Origin of the sequence: Tenacibaculum sp. 1B UA, from assembly GCF_033978845.1 — a bacterium.
In the GTDB taxonomy this organism is placed as follows: Bacteria; Bacteroidota; Bacteroidia; order Flavobacteriales; family Flavobacteriaceae; genus Polaribacter.
In genome coordinates, this window is sequence record NZ_JAKVUA010000016.1 from 1 (window position 1) to 14,743 (window position 14,743).

13 protein-coding genes are annotated in these 14,743 nt (G+C 31.5%); 10 read left to right on the forward strand and 3 right to left on the reverse strand.

The features are described from left to right. Nucleotides 1-435: 435 nt before the first annotated feature. From MK851_RS12005 to MK851_RS12050, 10 genes are all read left to right on the forward strand, one after another. Nucleotides 436-927, forward strand: a complete 492-nt coding sequence (locus MK851_RS12005) for a hypothetical protein (RefSeq protein ID WP_303510441.1) — start codon at nt 436-438, stop codon at nt 925-927. 293 nt (nt 928-1,220) lie between these two features. Then, complete coding sequence (gene tssD / locus MK851_RS12010; protein WP_115901738.1) at nt 1,221-1,619, forward strand: type VI secretion system tube protein TssD; 399 nt, start codon at nt 1,221-1,223, stop codon at nt 1,617-1,619. Nucleotides 1,620-1,753: 134 nt separating this feature from the next. Further along, nucleotides 1,754-3,598, forward strand: a complete 1,845-nt coding sequence (locus tag MK851_RS12015; RefSeq protein ID WP_320244163.1) for a type VI secretion system Vgr family protein — start codon at nt 1,754-1,756, stop codon at nt 3,596-3,598. Between the two features lie 18 nt (nt 3,599-3,616). Further along, the gene (locus MK851_RS12020; protein ID WP_320244164.1) at nt 3,617-4,333 is read left to right on the forward strand and encodes a PAAR domain-containing protein; all 717 of its coding nucleotides are present in this window, start codon (nt 3,617-3,619) and stop codon (nt 4,331-4,333) included. An 11-nt stretch (nt 4,334-4,344) separates the two neighbouring features. After that, nucleotides 4,345-7,380 (forward strand): toxin VasX, encoded by a 3,036-nt coding sequence (locus tag MK851_RS12025; protein WP_320244165.1) that lies wholly within the window; start codon nt 4,345-4,347, stop codon nt 7,378-7,380. After that, on the forward strand, nt 7,380-8,069 hold the full coding sequence (locus tag MK851_RS12030) for a hypothetical protein (RefSeq protein ID WP_320244166.1): 690 nt from the start codon (nt 7,380-7,382) through the stop codon (nt 8,067-8,069). The genes MK851_RS12025 and MK851_RS12030 overlap by 1 nt, the downstream gene beginning before the upstream one ends. A 28-nt stretch (nt 8,070-8,097) precedes the next feature. Next, nucleotides 8,098-8,778 (forward strand): hypothetical protein, encoded by a 681-nt coding sequence (locus MK851_RS12035; RefSeq protein WP_320244167.1) that lies wholly within the window; start codon nt 8,098-8,100, stop codon nt 8,776-8,778. 69 nt (nt 8,779-8,847) lie between these two features. After that, nucleotides 8,848-9,258 (forward strand): HYC_CC_PP family protein, encoded by a 411-nt coding sequence (locus MK851_RS12040; protein WP_320244168.1) that lies wholly within the window; start codon nt 8,848-8,850, stop codon nt 9,256-9,258. 58 nt (nt 9,259-9,316) lie between these two features. Continuing rightward, complete coding sequence (locus MK851_RS12045; RefSeq protein WP_320244169.1) at nt 9,317-11,542, forward strand: TonB-dependent receptor; 2,226 nt, start codon at nt 9,317-9,319, stop codon at nt 11,540-11,542. A 29-nt stretch (nt 11,543-11,571) separates the two neighbouring features. Continuing rightward, nucleotides 11,572-11,940 (forward strand): heavy-metal-associated domain-containing protein, encoded by a 369-nt coding sequence (locus tag MK851_RS12050; RefSeq protein WP_320244170.1) that lies wholly within the window; start codon nt 11,572-11,574, stop codon nt 11,938-11,940. Between the two features lie 40 nt (nt 11,941-11,980). Here the strand turns inward: MK851_RS12050 and MK851_RS12055 are convergent, their stop codons facing one another. Genes MK851_RS12055 through MK851_RS12065 form a run of 3 tightly spaced genes read right to left on the reverse strand, consistent with a single transcriptional unit; the run spans nt 11,981 to nt 14,717 of the window. Next, the gene (locus tag MK851_RS12055) at nt 11,981-12,817 is read right to left on the reverse strand and encodes a pseudouridine synthase (RefSeq protein ID WP_320244171.1); all 837 of its coding nucleotides are present in this window, start codon (nt 12,815-12,817) and stop codon (nt 11,981-11,983) included. Nucleotides 12,818-12,863: 46 nt separating this feature from the next. After that, complete coding sequence (locus tag MK851_RS12060) at nt 12,864-13,781, reverse strand: geranylgeranylglycerol-phosphate geranylgeranyltransferase (RefSeq protein ID WP_320244172.1); 918 nt, start codon at nt 13,779-13,781, stop codon at nt 12,864-12,866. Between the two features lie 9 nt (nt 13,782-13,790). Beyond that, nucleotides 13,791-14,717 (reverse strand): mevalonate kinase, encoded by a 927-nt coding sequence (locus MK851_RS12065; protein WP_320244173.1) that lies wholly within the window; start codon nt 14,715-14,717, stop codon nt 13,791-13,793. Nucleotides 14,718-14,743: the final 26 nt, after the last annotated feature.

Here is a 14,743-nt window from a genome sequence, read left to right on the forward strand (position 1 = left end):
TAAATTCTTCATCAAATCTGACCTAAATAATAATTATTTATCGAAATTAGAGGTGTCCTAAAAAGGGGAAGCCTACATTTTTTGGGAAGCCTACAATGGAATAAAAATCACTTCTGGTTATCTAAAAAATCTAAGGTAATAATATTACAAGATTAGCTACTGCTGAAGTGAACTATTATAATTAGTTGCGAAGCCTTAACGCTCTTTAATTTTAAACAAGTATATTATTAGTAATAACTGTCAGTCAATATAAAAAACTTACTACTTTTGTGTAACTGCTAAAAAAGAATAAATCTAACATTCTTATATTTTGAAGAAGAAAAAGAGCTACTATAAAATTATAGTATGGTAGCAGCCAATTTAAAAGTATAATACAATTCTTTCTTCTTATAACTATAAACGTGTTAGTAGCAGTTTTTAATTAAATTTATATATATGATTTTTAAACTGATATTTAGAAAAAAAATAAAAGAATTAAAAAAGAAAGAGCAAGGAATAGAACTTGAAAGAAACCGTTTAAAAAAAGTTAAGTATTTACTGGACGAACGAGTAGGTGAAGGAATAAAATGTGTAATAGAAACAACCAATAAAGGTATTTCCGTGTTGGTAACTATAAACTCTAAAGAAAATGAAATAGAAGTTTTTGACATCGATACTATGAACACACCTTTAGTAAAAGAATCTGGACTATGGGTAAAAATGTGGGACAAAATTAGAAGTAAAGAAGTTTTTTTACAAGATAGAAATGGAAAAGACAAAGGCTTCGAAGAAATTGCAATGATGTATTTATTTAGTCTTATTGATGAGAATACAAAAGAAAAAGTTAGTTGGAAAGTAAAAGATATTAAAGACTATAATGATAAAGATGAACTCATTACTTTATATGAAAATATGGGATTCAAAATAAAACATTTTTCAAAGACTTAATAAAAAGAAGGTAAAAGTCAACTTAACCAGTACTAGTCTTTGTTTACGAAAGACTGTTGTTTTTTTGAAAAAGAAGATAACAATTTATTTACATAAAAATTTGGAAGTAAGAAAACTATAACATATATTTACATCAGATAAGGCAATATTTGTTATCTTCTTTCTTCTTTATAGAATGGCGCCAAGAAATAAAAAAAGAGAAGGTTTTATATTGTTTAAAGCTTTCTCTTTTTTTATTGAGAAAACTCTAAAAAGTATTTTTAAATTAATTAGTTAACCCAAAAAAAGAAACTATGGGATCATTTAGAGCAAGTTTCGAATTCGGAGGAAAAGAATTCGACGTATTACAAGCTGAGTACAGCTTAAACAGAAACACAGATACAAAAGGTAAACCATCTTCAAGTGTAAATGGAGGAAGAGTTACTTTAACTATCGAATCAACATCAGATACCTCTGTAATTGAGGCAATGGTAAACAGCCAATTTAAAGCTGTAGACGGAAAAATTGTTTTTAAGAAAACAGATGAAGATTCAAAAATGAAAGAAGTGGAATTTAAAAACGCTTACATCGTTTACTTCAAAGAAGATTTAGATGTAAACAACGAAGTTCCAATGAAATTAACAGTTACTTTCTCAGCTGAAGAATTACTTATTGGTAACGCTAACTTAGATAACCGTTGGCCAGTAGCTTAATGAGAAGGACTAAATAACTTTTAGTTTTATATAATTTATTACTAAAGACCTTCTCTTTTTTAAAAGAAAGAAGGTCTTTTTTTGTTTCAAAAAAAGCGTTGATAGTTTTAACTATAACAAAGAAAAAACACCCCATGCATAAGATAAAAGAAGAAGCATTAGATAAACAAATTACCATAGATGGTAACTTTGTAAAGAGTTATAAAACAATTACAATAAACCAATTCTTATACCAGCACCATACTTTTGAAGTAGTGGTAGATATAGAAACTGTAGAAGAAGCAGGAAGCTACACCTTAGAAAAATCAAAAGAATGGTTAGGAAAACAGCTTACCACGAATGTCTCAGGTAAAGCCTTTATAGGAGTTGTGTTAGACGTATCAATGCGCCATAATGAAATAGGATTACATGGCGAGTTAATACTAAAAGGATTGTCTCAAACAGTTTTACTAGAAAATGGAAAACAACAGAAATCTTGGTTAGAAAAAGACTTAGGAAGTATTGTTTCAGAGATCATGGATACTACCGCCATAAAAAACAAGATTAATCCAGCATATACTACAGTAATTCCTTACCAATGTCAATACGCAGAGAGTGACTACAAATACCTGCAAAGATTAGCATATCAATATAACGAATGGTTTTATTTTGATGGAGTAGATGTTGTTTTTGGAAAACCCGAATCTGAAGGTCAAAAGCCAATAGAGCTAGAATACAGTAAAGATTTAAAAGAACTACAAATAAAAACGAAAACGTACAATCCTACTTTAGCAACCTACAGTTACGATTCGTTAAACGATCAATTCTTTGAAGGCGATTTAAAAGCAACTAATGAAGGGCTAAACGATTTAGCAAATACAGCACTTAAAGCATCAGAACAAGTTTATAAAGAAGTAAAAGACTTTGGAGTAAGCGATGTGTTTTTACAAGACAAATCATCATTAGATGAGTATTTACAAAAACGTTTACAAGGTTTAAGTGCAGGAGGTAATGTACTTAAGGCAAGTGGAGGAGCGAAAGGATTAAGTTTAGGAAGCGTAATAAAAGTAAGTGCAGCAAAGTATGACGAAGGAAAATATACTGTAAAACAGTATGGAGAATATATTATAACTCAAATAAGCCACTTTGCAGATGTAGGAGGAGCATATTCTAATACTTTTGAAGCTATCCCTGCAAACACAAAAAGTTTACCATTAAACGAAAACATAGCACTAGCAGTAGCTAACAATCAAGTAGCAACGGTGGTAAGTAATAACGACCCAGAAAGTAAAGGACGCGTACAAGTCCAGTTTTACTGGCAAGAAGCTATTGGAGCAAAAACAGACTTTATTCGTGTAATGACTCCTGATGCAGGAAGCAGTGATCTTACTAAAACTAATAGAGGTTTTGTTTTCATACCAGAAGTAGGAGACCAAGTAATGGTAGGTTTTGAGCATAACGATCCTAACCGTCCTTTTGTAATGGGAAGCATGTTTACAGGTAAAAATGGAGCAGGAGGAGATGAAGAAAATGTACGAAAGAGTATTATTACACGTGGTGGACACACTATTGAGTTAGATGACACAAAAGATAAAGAGAAAATAACTATAAAAGATAAAGATGGAAGTATCATAACCTTTGATACTAAAGAAAAATCATTGTTTGTTCAGTCTGCTGAAACTATGGAGTTTTCTGCAAAAAATGTAAAAATAATTGCAGAAGAGAACATTGAGCTACAAGCAAAAGGAGAGATTAAAACAGCATCAGAAAAAGATACTTCAATTTTGTCAAAAGGAGCAATTAACGCACAAGCTGACAAAGATACCAGTATTACAAGTAGTGCGAATATAACTATAGAAGCAAGTAGTAATACTGATATAAAAGGACAAAATACTACAATTGAGGGGCAAGCAGCAGCCGAGTTAAAAGGACAACAAACCAAAGTGCAAGGACAGATGACTGTTGTACAAGGAGCAAGTGGTAAGTTTGATATAATGTAATTTTAAAACATAATAATTATGCCAGGACCAGTTGCAACAGTAGGAAGCATGCACGTATGCCCTATGTGTAGTGGAACCGTACCTCATGTGGGCGGTCCTATTGCACAAGGAGAAGCAAATGTATTAGCCAACGGAAAACCTGTGGCCACTATAGGTAGTATATGTACCTGTGTAGGCCCACCAGATACCATAGCGCAAGGATTTCCTAATATTTTAATTAACGGAAAACCCGTAGCATGTTTGGGAGACTTGACAGCTCATGGAGGAACAATAACAGCAGGAGAAGCTAATATTATAGTAGGTAGTGCTGCACCAGTTCCTTCAGTTAATATGCCTGTAAACAAGATACCGTTTCCTAAAATTAGCATTGTAGATAGATTAGCCCATAATAGTAAAATAAAAGAAGCGGAAGAAAATCAAGAAAAGTTAAAAGAAGAAGAGCAAGGAGAACCACGAATTTATAACTTGCAATGGCTAAAAGAAAAGAATATAATACGTAAATCAAAAGTATTAAAAGAAGTAACACTACGAGCTTATGTGTACAATATACCTGACGGTGAAAGTATTACTTTTAAGGTGAAAAAACCTGTTGAAACTACCAATGAAAATGGTAGTACAACCACAAATGAAGAAGAAGTGGTAGAATTAACAGGAACAGTACAAGATAAAAAAGTAGAAGTTACTTGGGAGGTTGAAGATGCTACAGAAAAGGAAAAAGAATCTTCTAAAAATTAAAGAAACAAAAAATGGCTGACGATTTATTAGTAGAATATCAAGAAAAGGAATATCAAGAAGTAATTGCAGAATATTTTTTTGAATGTACAGGAGGTGGAGTTACAGAACCAGTAGCAAGTCCCAAAAAAGAAGCTTTGAAAAAAGGAATCAAACTTCACCTTTTTAGGTATGGTTTTTTTGAAAAAAAATCTACCGAAGATACTGCTATAGATATAGATGGTATATTGGAAGGAAAGAAAAAGTATAGTGTTGATGAGGTAAAAGTAGCTAATAATAAAATACCAGAAATTGAAAACTTTTACTTAGCTCGTACATTTTTAAGACTAGGATATATTTATATTATTAATAAGAGTGATAATAATAAATATAAAGAGTATCAAGTAAACGAATCAGGAAAATTAAAGGGTATTGTCTGGACTAAAGATAATAATGGAGATATAAGAAAAGCTACAGGTAATGCTAGATCCTTTATTACTATAAATACTCCAGGAGAATATTACATAGCTTATTCACCAGTTCAGTGGAGCAAGGCTTTTTTTAATGAAGTTAACGGTAGTGATGAAAAGAAGCAAAAGTTTATGCAAACTATTAATTGTGTAGGCATTGAAGTAGGATGTAACCCCGAGTCAGACGAAGTAGTTTCGTATAAAGATGTAAAAGTAGTTTCGTTTAAAAATCATCTTCAAGGTGGAGAGTTTAGAGATGATTTAAGAGAAATTCATGTTGATGAAAAAGAACAAACAGATGAAGGAAATAATGACTTTTATGAAGATATGTTTGTTACATTAAATGACCCTATTGGTTGTGCTAATGATATTGGAAGTGTACTTGTTACAAAACATCAGAAACATGAAGCGATTATTGAATCTATACAAACAGGACAAAGTAAAGAAGACATTTTTACTAGAATAGAAAAAGGAGAAAATAGATCTAGCACTTTTTCTGATTACGAAGAACAAGTAAGTGGACTCTTTTCAACAGCATTAACCACCTATCAACTTATCTATAATGATGAGAAAATGAAAGAAGAGTATGCTGAAACTACAGATAAAGACAAGTTATTAAAAATTTTAGCTGTTAAGGAAAGAAAAGAGTTACGAAAAGTAATTTCAAACATAAGAGGAGACTTTGGAACTTTTTTGTCAAATGATTATTATAAATGTTACTTGCCACTGTATACTGAAGGAGGGAATCAAGCAGTATTTGAAGGTAATTATATTCTAGCTTCTCATTTAGAGGTCTTATCTGCACATCCGCATGATAAAGATAGACATTTAGACCTAAAAAAAGATTACACAGGAAAAGAAGATAGTTGGAAAGATTTTTATATTAAAACGTTGGAAAATGATGATGATGAAATTTCAAAGTTATTAAGTAAAAAAGTTAAATTAGAAGAATTACAGGAAACAATTTTAGATGTTAGTAAAGGTTTTTCGCTGTCTAAAAAATTTATAGATACTCTTAAAAGTATAACAGAGAGTTATGCAAAATATGCAACTTCAGAATCAAGTTTTGAGGTAGTTTTAGGATATATAAAATCTTTTGAGTACGAAAATGAAGTTGTTATTCAGATAAAAAGAAAAGAGCTTGAAAACAGTATTTCAAAAAAAGGTTTTTTTCTAAATATGTCAAAATGGGTAGAAGAAGATCAGTTAGCAAATTATAGAAGTGGACATAGGCATATAAGGATAAAGGCTTCAGCGTTACAGGGAACACCAGAAGAAATTGTAGCAAATAAACGTTTTGAAGTTCCTATTAAAGGGGCGGGTAATAAAGCTAGTGAATGGATAACGAAAGCTCTAGAACACCCTAAGTTTAGAGCCTTTATGGCAGGTTTAGAAGTAATAAGTACTGCTGTTAGTGTAAATAAATTAAGTTCTCAAGCTAATATTAAAAATGGAATAGATACTACAGGTGGAGTGTTAAGTTTAATATCTGCTTCAACCAGTTATGCTGAGGCTAAAATGCTAGCAAATAAAGGAGGGGGGAGTGTAAGTGCTTTGAGATCAATAGGTAACATATCTAAAATAACAGGGTTTGTTGGGTCTGGTGTAGGTGTTACTATGTGTGTATGGGATAGTATAGAAACCTACCAAGCGCGAGATTATGATGCCTCACTTACATGGGCAATCACTGGAGCATTAAGTGCGGTGTTATTGGCAGATAGTATTGTTGCTTTTGCAACTGGAGCTGCGTTTGGTTTTTTAACTTTTTGGCCATTAGCTATTTTATTTGTCTTAGTGTTGGTAGGAGTAGCACTAGCTATTTACTTTACTGATACACCTCTAGAAAAGTTTTTGAAAAATAATGTATTAGGAAGCGAACATCAATTAGTTGCAGGAAATGAAGCTCCTTCTGTTTATATACAGCAAATATATAATGAACGAGATCGTCTGGTGGAGAGCGATTTTAAAGAGTGGCGTGATTTTAAAAAGGCTTCACAATTATTATATGATTTATTAATTAGCTATCGTGTAAAAGAAAATGTTACACAATTTTTCTACGAAGATAAACCAGATAAATCTTGGGGAGATTATATAAGAGATGCAATTCAATTGAGTGCGGGAGTTAAGTATAAAAAAGTAAAAAAAGTAACTCTAAAAGTACACTTACGTAAATTCTTATACAATAAGAGTAGCTTTGATTTTGCGATGAGACTTTTTGTAAAAGGTACTAAAGAAGTTTCAAGTTCAGATGAAATGTTGATTGCTGATAAAGTAGAAGTTACTTCAGATGATAATGGAGCAGATGTGCTTGAAGTTTCGTATACTTTATCCAAGGCTATTCTTAATAAAATTTCTTTAAGCTCAGAATTTGTATTTATAAGTAGAACCATTATAAACGAACAGTTAAATGAATATTGGCCACATAAAAATGGTAATGACCGTTATATGGGGTATAAATTATCAGCTACCGATTGGGTAGCTCCTACAGGTGATATGATTATAGCGGATAGGATTAATGATGTTTTAGATGAAGTGTGGGGAACAAATATTAGAATTGGAACTGAAGATGAAGTGTATAACCCTAATACTTGGAAAAGATAATGGAGTACTTATCAAAGACAATTAAAGAGAAACCGAAAGGTATTACGCAAGAAACAGTAGAAAGTAATAAGTATTTTATAGAGGAAGCCAACGATTTGTTTTACAAAGAAAAAAGAACAGCAAGAGGCTGGATGTCTTGGGGTATTGGTATAGTGTTAATAATTGTACCAATAATAATTTCTTTCTTTTTTAAGAGTGACGATTTTTGGCCAAAAATTATAATACTGACGATTTTTGGAATCCCAGGAGTTGTAACGGTTATCTATGGTTTTGTTGCACCTATTAAATACTTAGTCTTTGATAGGATGAATGGGGTTATAGTTATGCCTAGAAATTTTAGAAGTACAGTAACTATTCCTTTTAGTTCTGGTTTTGCAAGGGTTAAGCATATAAATTCTAGTCCAGGAGTTATTAGTGGTATGTTAGCTTTTGTATCAAGTAAAAGTAAAGATAGAGTTGGAGGTTTATTAACGGAATATAACATAAAGAACTATTGGGCATTTACTATTTGGTATATGGATAAAAATAGGCCTTTGCCTCCAGGAGATGCTTTTGATCCATATCGTCAACAAGATTTTGAACGTAGAAAGGCGGAAGGGTTTCCTAAACCTTTGTATCCAAGTAAAATTTCCACACCAGAGGCTACAAAAGAACAACAAGTAGAACGTAAACGTATTGGTGGTTGGTAATACTATACTTAGATAAATAACAGTTTTAATGGAGTACTTATCAAAGATAATTAAAGAGAAACCACAAGAGACAACACAAAAAAGCGTAGAGAGCAATAAATATTTTACAGAAGAAGCCACTGATTTATTCTACAAAGAAAAAAGAACAGCAAGAGGTTGGATGTCTTGGATTATAGGTGTTTTTTTTATTTTGATGTCTTTTTTTGGGTTGATTTCTGATGATTTCTGGACAAGAACTATCATATTAATAACTTTTGGGATTCCCGGAGTTGTAACGATTATCTATGGTTTTGTAGCCCCTATTAAGTACTTAGTTTTTGATAGGATAAATGGAGTTATAGTTATGCCTAGAAATTTTAGAAGTGCTGTAAGCATTCCTTTTAGTACAGGATATGCCAAAGTAAAATATATAAATTCTAGTCCAGGAGTAATTAGTGCCTTATTAGGTTTCGAATCAAGTAAAAAAAAAGGTAAAGTTGGAGGTTTACTAACAGAATACAATATAAAGAACTATTGGACATTTACTATTTGGTATATGGATAAAAATAGGCCTTTGCCTCCAGGAGATGCTTTTGATCCATATCGTCAACAAGATTTTGAACGTAGAAAGGCGGAAGGGTTTCCTAAACCTTTATATCCAAGTAAAATATCAACACCCGAAGCCATACCAGAACAGCAAGCAGAACGTAAACGTATAGGTGGATGGTAAAGAGATAAAATAGTAAAAGCCTAAGATTAGTAAAAAACAAAGTTTTAAAAATTTGTATCTTTGCAAGGCATGAAGAAATATTTTTCTAAAATAACAGCTATAACCTTAGCACTAACAGTGTTGCTATCTACATTCTCTTTTAATGTAGAAAAACATTTTTGTGGTGATTTTTTAGTAGCTGTTTCTTATGTAGGAAGTGTAGTCAGCTGTGATGATGTAGAAGAGGATAGTTGTGAGAGTAAAGCAATAGAAGCATCATGTTGTAAAGATGATGTAGAGCTTATAAAAGGGCAAACTCAAATTCAAAAATCTTCTGTAGAAAAAATAACTTTTATAAAGGTTGCTACAGCGGTTACGTCATATGTTTTTAACAATCTGTTATTTCAAGATTTAGAAAAACAGTTTGTTCCACATAAATTTTATATACCACCCAAACTGTTTTTTAATATACAGGTACTTCACGAAGTCTTTATCATATGATTTACAATTCTTACTTAAAAAAATAAGAATTGTATAATGTAGTATGATAAAATAAACAATGAGAAAAAACTTTATAATCAGTATTTTTTTACTGATTTCTCTATCACTTTTTGCTCAAGAAGAGTTAAAGGGAGTGATAAAAGATAATAATAATTTAGAAATATTAGGAGCCAATGTGTATTGGTTAAATACAAGTGTAGGAACAACCACTAATGAAACAGGAACGTTTAGTATTCCGTATAAAAAGGAGTACAAAAAATTAATAATAAGCTTTGTAGGATATAAAACAGACACAATAACTGTTAGTAGTACAAAGCCAATCAATCATTATTTAACAGAAAGTAATACGTTAGAAGAGGTCGCTATTTCAGCTAAAAAAAATGCTACTCAACGTTCGTATTTACAAACACAAAACTTGGTAACTATTAATAGTGATGAATTGTTAAAAGCGGCTTGCTGTAATCTGTCAGAAAGTTTTGAAACCAATCCGTCAATAGACGTTAACTTTTCTGATGCGTTAACAGGAACGAAACAAATTCAAATGTTAGGATTAACAAGTCCGTATTTGTTAATTACCCAAGAAAATATTCCGTCAATTAGAGGAGCTGCACAAGCATTCGGATTAACATTTACACCTGGAACCTGGGTAGAAAGTATTCAAATAACTAAAGGTGCTGGAAGTGTTGTAAATGGTTTTGAGAGTATTTCAGGTCAAATAAATACTGAGTTAGTAAAACCATCAACCAATCATAAATTTTACCTTAACGCTTATGGAGCAGTAGGAGGTAGATTAGAGTTTAATACGCATTTTAACCAAAAAGTGAGCGAAAAATGGCAAACAGGTTTGTATGTACATGGAGATTATAGAGGAGAGAAGTTTGATAAAAATAATGATAACTTTTTAGACAACCCATTAGCAGAACAAATTAATGTGATGAATCGTTGGCAATATACCGATGCCGAAAAAGGTTGGGTAAGTTTTATCAATTTTAGGTATTTAGACGATTCAAAACAAGTAGGAGAAGTTGGTTTTGACCCAGAAGTAGATAAAGGCTCAAGTACAGTTTGGGGAAGCGAAATTAAAACCAAACGTTTTGATACTTCTGTAAAAGTAGGTTATGTATTTCCTGATATGCCATTTCAAAATATGGGCTTTCAAGCAGCCTATAGTAGCCACAAACAAGATTCGTATTTTGGATTGAGAGATTACAATATTCAGCATCAAAGTTTTTATAGCAGTTTTATGTTTAGCTCTATTATTGGAGATACTCGTAACAAATTCAAAACAGGTGCTAGCTTTACCTATGATAACTACGAAGAGTTTATTAGTGAGATGTTGTCTCCGAATTTTAATAGAAAAGAAAACTCTGTAGGAACTTTTTTTGAATATGCTTATGATAATGCAGATAATTTAAGTGTTACAGCAGGCGTTCGATTAGATCATCATAACCTATTAGGAACTTTTGTAACACCAAGATTGCACATGCGTTATGTTCCTTGGGGAAGAGCAGTGCTAAGAGCTTCTGTAGGAAGAGGAAAACGAAGCGCTAATATTTTTGCAGAGAATCAACAACTTTTTGCTTCATCACGAGCAATTACTATTGAAAATACAGGAGGGAATATTTATGGTTTAGATCCAGAAGTGGCTTGGAATTATGGAGTGTCATTTTTACAAGGATATAAATTCTTTGGAAGAAAAGGAGATGTTACATTTGATTTTTATCAAACAAACTTTTCAAACCAAGTAGTAGTCGATTGGGAGAATCCACAAGAAATTTCTTTTTATAATTTAGAAGGACAAAGCATAGCGAATAGTTTCCAGATAGAAATGAATCAAAATATTATTCCATATTTCAATACCCGATTCTCGTATAAGTTTTACGATGTTTCTACAGATTATAAATCAGGAAACTTAGCGAAAGCTTTACAAGCAAAACATCGTTTTTTTGCCAATGTATCTTACGAAACTAAAAAAGAGGAAAGTGATGCCAGTTGGAAGTTTGATGTAACCTATAACTGGATAGGAGAGCAACGATTACCTAATACAAACAACCAGTTGCCAACATATTCAGATAGCTATAATTTGTTAAACACTCAAATAACAAAAGTGTTTTCAAAAAAGTTTGAAATGTATGCTGGAGCAGAAAACATTACAAATTACAAACAAAAAAATCCTATACTGGGAAGTGATAACCCTTTTGGAGCAAATTTTGATACCACTATTATATATGCACCAGTTTTTGGAAGTAACTTCTACGCAGGATTACGATTTAAAATAGATTAATTAATTCAATAAATAAAAACAAAGAACTTATGAAAAATATATTATTATTATTAGCAGTTGTTTTATTATTAAGCACATCAGCATTTGCTCAGAAAAAAAATGCAAAAGTATCTTTTGAAGTAGACGGTGTTTGTATGATGTGTAAACAACGTATAGAAAAAGCAGCATTAAAAACCAAAGGAGTAAAATTTGCAAAATGGGATGTAAACACTCATAAATTAAGCTTAATTATAGATGAACGTAAAACAACTGCAGAAACGGTTAAGAAAAGTGTGGCAGGTGTAGGGCATGATACGAAAGAGTTTAAAGCAACTAAAGAAGCCTATGACAATTTACATGAATGTTGTAAATATCGAGATGAAGAGGTACAGGAAGACCATAAAAAACCAAAAAAATAATCAAAAAGAAATCCCGAGCGTTAAACTCGGGATTTTTATTTTACAACATTTGTAATGTGTTAATTTCTTGTTGTGTTAATTCACGCCATCTACCACGAGGTAAATTCTTTTTGGTTAAACCAGCAAAGATAACTCTGTCTAGTTTTGTAACGGTATATCCGAAGTGTTCAAAAATTTTACGAACAATACGGTTTCTACCAGAGTGAATCTCAATACCAACCTCAGTTTTACGTTCGCCTTCAACATAAGAAACAGCATCAATAAATACTTTTCTACCTTCTATAATTACATCACCACGTAATTTTTCTAAATCAGCAATGCTTAATTTTTTATCTAAAGAAGCATGGTATAATTTACGAACATTATGTTTAGGGTGCGTTAATTTTTTTGCCAACTCACCATCGTTAGTAAATAATAATAATCCAGTAGTATTTCTGTCTAATCTTCCAACAGGATATATACGTTCTTTTGTGGCGTTTCCTACTAGTTCCATTACAGTTTTACGACCACGGTCATCTTCCATAGTAGTAATGTAATTTTTAGGTTTGTTTAATAAAACGTAACGCTTCTGCTCCATAGAAATTAAAGTTCCGTCAAAACGAACTTCATCACCAGGTTGTACTTTATAACCCATTTCGGTAACTAATTCCCCGTTAACAGAAACACTTCCGTGCTCAATGTAAGTATCTGCTTCTCTACGAGAACAAATTCCTGAGTTAGAGATGAATTTGTTTAAGCGGATTCCAGTACTTTCAGTTTTTTTCTGAGTAGGTTTGTTGCTTTTTGGTTTTCTGAAATCTTTTTTGAATTGATTTTTTTCTTGAGGATTGCTGTTGCGTCCAGCTTGTCGTCCTCTCGACGAGTTTTTTGAATTCATAATTAAATTTTAAAAAGTGGACAAAGTTACAGTAATTATTTGGTTTTTAATCTAAAACCTGTACTACTTTATCTACGATTAAAGATTTATCAATAAATAATAAGCTAAAAACACCTATTAATAATAATGCTTTTAAAATATTATGAGCTAATCGATATTGGTTGTTTTTTGTTGACTTCCATGTGTGAAAACCAACAAATATTAAGGTAATAGCAGCTAAATAAAAATAGTACTTCATATACTCAATAGCAGGATAATTAAATAAAACTCCAATTGGAACTAAAGTCAATACCATTAGTAAAATAATTAGTTTTTTGGTGTTCTGTTCTCCATATTTTACAGGAAAAGTAGTGTAATTATTAACAATAGCTCCTTTAATATTTTCTAAATCTTTCATGAGTTCACGAATCATAATGACTAAAAAAAGAAATATAGCATGCACAAAAATTACTTTAGAAAAATTTTTGTAGTGTACAAATATCACAAAAAAAGGAAGTATGGTTAATGTTGTGGCAGTTATTAAGCCTATTAACGGATGTTTTTTTAGCTTATGAGAGTAGAACCAAATTCCAAAAATATATATTGAAAAAAATAAGGCTGCACGCCATGATACCAACCACCCGAAGAAAAAACCAATAAAGTTTAGTGTAAAATATAAAGTTAGTTTAGTTTCTTGTTTTACGTAAGAGTCTAATCCTGTTTTTATGGGTCTGTTAATAATGTCGGCCTTTTTATCGTAAAAATTATTGATAATATACCCAGAAGCAACTACGCAAACGGTAGCAATAACTAAATAGAGTAAATGCCAGTCAAAAACTACAGGTTTAACTGATTTCGTATCAGAGAAAATAAAAATAGCAGCCAAATATTGGGCTGCTATTAATACTAAAATGTTGTAACCTCTTATAACAGATAAAAGGCTAAATATTTTTAAGAAAAATGTATTATTTTTAAATGTACTCATAGTAGCATTTTAAAAGCGATACACCAATTCTAATTTGTAATCTTTTAAACTGTTTTTTGCTTTTTCATAATCTTCAGTAAAACCCAAGATGTAACCTCCGCCACCTGAACCACAAAGTTTTAAGTAATAGTCGTTGGTTTGTATGCCTTGTTCCCAAACTTTATGAAAAGCTGATGGAATCATAGGTTTAAAGTTGGCTAAAACTACTTTTGATAATTTTTTTACGTTACCAAATAACGACTTAACATTCCCTTGTAAAAAATCTTCGATACAAGCGTCAGTATGTGTTGCGAATTCTTCACTAACCATTTTACGGAAACCTTCATTTTTCATCTTGTTCATAAAGATGTTAACCATAGGTTCAGTTTCACCAATTTGTTCAGAATCTAATAAGAAAACAGCACCTTTTCCTTCTTTTTGAGATGGAATCCCAGCAGGCTCAATATGCTCTTTTGAATTGATTAAAATAGGCAAACTTAAATAAGAGTTTAAAGGATCTAATCCAGAACTTTTACCGTGGAAAAAAGATTCCATCAAAGAGAAAACTTGTTTTAAGGTTAAAAGTTTATCTCTTGTTAAGTTCTCTAAAACTGTAATTTTATTATTAGCATACTTATCGTAAATAGAAGCTACTAAAGCACCCGAACTCCCTACACCATATCCTTGAGGTATTGAAGAGTCGAAATACATTCCGTCGTCAATATCATTTTTCAAAGAATCTAAATCAAAAGAAACTGTATTAGAGTTTAAGTTAGCTAAATATGTGTAGAAATTAGCCAAACTTTCATTTGATTTTTTGGCTTCTCCTGTTAAATTTCGTGCAGATTTTAACGCTCCTTTATAAGAACTAAAAGGTATTGCTAATCCTTTAGAATCTTTAATAATTCCGTACTCACCAAAGAGTAATATTTTTGCGTAAAATAAGGGTCCTTTCATAGGTGTTTTAATTACGATACAAACAT

Coding starts and splice junctions, on each gene's coding strand:
- MK851_RS12005 (WP_303510441.1), top strand. CDS start 436: ATGATTTTTAAACTGATATTTAGAAAAAAAATAAAAGAATTAAAAAAG.
- tssD (WP_115901738.1), top strand. CDS start 1,221: ATGGGATCATTTAGAGCAAGTTTCGAATTCGGAGGAAAAGAATTCGAC.
- MK851_RS12015 (WP_320244163.1), top strand. CDS start 1,754: ATGCATAAGATAAAAGAAGAAGCATTAGATAAACAAATTACCATAGAT.
- MK851_RS12020 (WP_320244164.1), top strand. CDS start 3,617: ATGCCAGGACCAGTTGCAACAGTAGGAAGCATGCACGTATGCCCTATG.
- MK851_RS12025 (WP_320244165.1), top strand. CDS start 4,345: ATGGCTGACGATTTATTAGTAGAATATCAAGAAAAGGAATATCAAGAA.
- MK851_RS12030 (WP_320244166.1), top strand. CDS start 7,380: ATGGAGTACTTATCAAAGACAATTAAAGAGAAACCGAAAGGTATTACG.
- MK851_RS12035 (WP_320244167.1), top strand. CDS start 8,098: ATGGAGTACTTATCAAAGATAATTAAAGAGAAACCACAAGAGACAACA.
- MK851_RS12040 (WP_320244168.1), top strand. CDS start 8,848: ATGAAGAAATATTTTTCTAAAATAACAGCTATAACCTTAGCACTAACA.
- MK851_RS12045 (WP_320244169.1), top strand. CDS start 9,317: ATGAGAAAAAACTTTATAATCAGTATTTTTTTACTGATTTCTCTATCA.
- MK851_RS12050 (WP_320244170.1), top strand. CDS start 11,572: ATGAAAAATATATTATTATTATTAGCAGTTGTTTTATTATTAAGCACA.
- MK851_RS12055 (WP_320244171.1), bottom strand. CDS start 12,817: ATGAATTCAAAAAACTCGTCGAGAGGACGACAAGCTGGACGCAACAGC.
- MK851_RS12060 (WP_320244172.1), bottom strand. CDS start 13,781: ATGAGTACATTTAAAAATAATACATTTTTCTTAAAAATATTTAGCCTT.
- MK851_RS12065 (WP_320244173.1), bottom strand. CDS start 14,717: ATGAAAGGACCCTTATTTTACGCAAAAATATTACTCTTTGGTGAGTAC.